This window comes from Aquisalimonas sp., assembly GCF_007120195.1.
GTDB lineage: Bacteria > Pseudomonadota > Gammaproteobacteria > Nitrococcales > Aquisalimonadaceae > Aquisalimonas.
The window spans coordinates 1-2,921 of the sequence record NZ_SKOG01000162.1 but is presented as its reverse complement, the minus strand read 5'-3'; the positions used below and the strand labels follow the sequence as shown (position 1 = coordinate 2,921).

The 2,921-nt window shown below is 66.6% G+C and carries 2 protein-coding genes; both read right to left on the bottom strand.

Features of this window, described 5'->3' with window-relative positions; all coding sequences use genetic code 11:
- Positions 1 to 1,165: O-acetylhomoserine aminocarboxypropyltransferase (locus tag QZT63_RS12195; protein WP_290651547.1), on the bottom strand; the 1,165-nt coding region annotated here is incomplete at its 3' end.
- A gap of 34 nt (positions 1,166 to 1,199) precedes the next feature.
- The coding region (locus tag QZT63_RS12190) for a SulP family inorganic anion transporter (protein ID WP_290651546.1) at positions 1,200 to 2,921 on the bottom strand (1,722 nt) is incomplete at its 5' end.

The window sequence follows — 2,921 nt, the reverse complement described above, 5'->3', positions numbered from 1 at the left end:
GGTGGTGCGTGGTGCTGGCCGGATGGATGACCAGCGACTTGGCATCGCCGACATTGGCGAGATGCGAGAACAGATTCAGGCTCTCGGTGAACTGCCGCCCGGCCGCACGGCCCCCCTTGATAGTGAAGCTGAACACCGCGTCGCAACCCTTTGGAAACAGGTGCTTTGCGAGCCCGTGGTCGGGGTTATCCGACAGTTCCGGATAGCCCACGTGCTCCACCGCCTCGTGCCGGGCCAGGAAGGCAACCAGCTTGCGGGTGTTATCCACGTGGCGCTGCATGCGCAGTGGCAGCGTCTCCAGCCCCTGCAACAGGTGGAACGCCGTGGTCGGGCTCATGCAGGCGCCGAAATCGCGCAACCCCTCCTTGCGGGCGCGCAGCAGGAAGGCACCGGGGCCATATTCCTCGGTGAAATCCATGTTGTGAAAACCCGCATAGGGCTCGGTGAGCTCCGGAAACAGGCCGGAGGCATCCCAGTCGAAGTGGCCGCTGTCCACCAGCAGCCCGCCCACGGCGACGCCATGCCCGCCCAGGAACTTGGTGGCCGAGTGGTAAACCAGATCCGCGCCATGATCGAATGGACGGCACAGGTAGGGGGTGGTGAACGTGGCGTCAATGAGCAGTGGCAGACCGTTGTCATGGGCTACCTTTGACACTGCCTCGATGTCCACAATCTCCAGGCCCGGATTCCCGAGCACTTCGCCGAAGATGAGCCGGGTCTGCGGCTGGATGGCGGCGCGGAAGGCTTGCGGATCGCGCGGATCCACGAACGTGGTATTGATGCCGAACCGCGGCAGTGTATAGGTGAGCAGGTTGTGCGAGCCGCCGTAGAGCGAGTGCGACGCGACGATGTGGCCGCCGGCGCCCATGAGTGTGGCCACCGCCAGATGCAACGCCGCCTGGCCGCTGGCCGTGGCGATGGCGCCGACCCCGCCTTCCAGGGCGGCGATGCGCTCCTCCAGCACCGCATTGGTGGGATTGGAGATGCGCGAATACACGTGCCCGGCGCGCTCGCCATTGAACAGGGATGCGGCCTGGTCGCTGTCCCGAAAGACGTAGGAGGTGGTCTGGTAGATGGGCGTGGCCCGGGCGCCGGTGGCCGGGTCCGGCTGCTGCCCGGCGTGCAGGCTCAGCGTATCGAAGCGGAACGGGCCGGATGTGCTCATGGGAGGCTCCTTCAACAGCTCAACGCCCACCAAATTACTGCCTAATACGATCCCCGTCCACGCTCACACCCATCCCGGCGAGCGCCTCGAACGCCTCGTTGGCGGAGAGGAACACCTCGCCTGACAGCTGCTCCATCAAAGGCCCACCCTGAAGGCGATCCATCACCGGCCCCTTGACTTCCGCCAAGTGCAGCTGGATGCCCCGCTTCGCCAGCGACTCATTGAGCTCCTGGAGCATCGCCAGCGCCGTGGCGTCGACGTGACTGACCGAGGTCATAACAAGCACCAGGTGGCCCGGGTGCGGATCGTGCATCACAAGCGCCTCGAGCTGTTGCTGCACCACATCGGCATTGCCGAAGAACAACACTTCGTCGATACGCACCATCTGCACAGCCGCATGGGTCTCGACCCCATACCGTTGCACGTTGCGAAAGTGTTCCGTGCCCGGGATGCGCCCGAGTACGGCTACATGGGGGTGGCTGGCCCGCCAAATGAGGGTGGCGAGCGACAGAGCGACGCCGAAAATCACACCCGCTTCGACACCGGCAACGAGCACACCGAGCGCGGTGCCGGCGAAGGCCAGACCCTCCATGCGGTCATGGCGCCAGGTCTGGCGCAGCGCTGCGATGTCCACGAGGCTCACCGCCGCGACGATGATCACCGCCGCCAGGACAGCGATGGGCAAGGCGCGGAATAACCCCGTGGCGAAGACCAGCACACCCGCGATGAGCAGCGCGGCGATCACGCCGGCCAACGGCGTGCGGGCCCCGCCCTCGGCGTTGATCACGGTGCGCGAGAAGCCACCGGCCACCGGGAAGGCGCCGGAGAGCGCGCTTGCGACGTTGGCGGCGCCCAAACCACGCAGCTCGGCATCCGGATCAATACGTTGCCCGTGCTGTCGGGCAAAGGCCTGGGCGATGGCCACACTCTCCACGAAGCCGATCAGGCCAATCACCAGGGCGGGCAGCAGCAGCTGCGCGGCGAGCGAAGGATCCAACTCGGGCCAGACCAATTGCGGTAGACCGGCGGGCAAGGACCCGACCACGTGCAACCGCCCTTCCAAGCCAAACGCTGCAATCAGTCCAGCGACTCCGAGCACCGCCACCATGGGAGCCAGCTTGCTCAGGAGCGCGGCGGTTGCCGGCGGGAGCCCCAGCAGCCGCAGCCCTGGGGCGAGGAACCGACGCGCGAGCCACAGGACGACCAGTACGCCCAGACCAATGAATGCCGTCAGGGGGTCCAGGTCCGGGAGCGAGCGCAGCAGCCCGGCCATGAGGGCGAGCGCGGTTTCCCCCTGCGCCTCGACGCCGAGCAACGGCCGGAGCTGGCCGATAACGATGAGCAGCGCGGCACCGGAGATGAAGCCGTTGACCACCGGATGACTCAGCAACCGGGCGAGGTTCCCCAGGCGCAGAAGCCCGAACACAAACAGCATGACACCGGAGAGACAGGCCAGTAGCACTGCGGCGGCGATATACTCCGGGCTGCCCGGCTCGGCAATGGGCGAGAGCGCGGAAGCCGTCATCACTGAGGCCACGGCCACCGGCCCCACGGAGAGCACCATGGAGGAGCCGAACAACGCATAGACCACCAGTGGCATGACACTGGCGTAGAGCCCTAGTTGCGGCGGTAGACCCGCGAGCGCGGCATAAGCAAGCCCCTGGGGCACCAGGAGCATCGTCACCACCACGGCCGCCACGACATCGCCGGGCAGCAGGCCAGGCCTGTACCGGCGCAACCAGCCCGGCACCAGGGG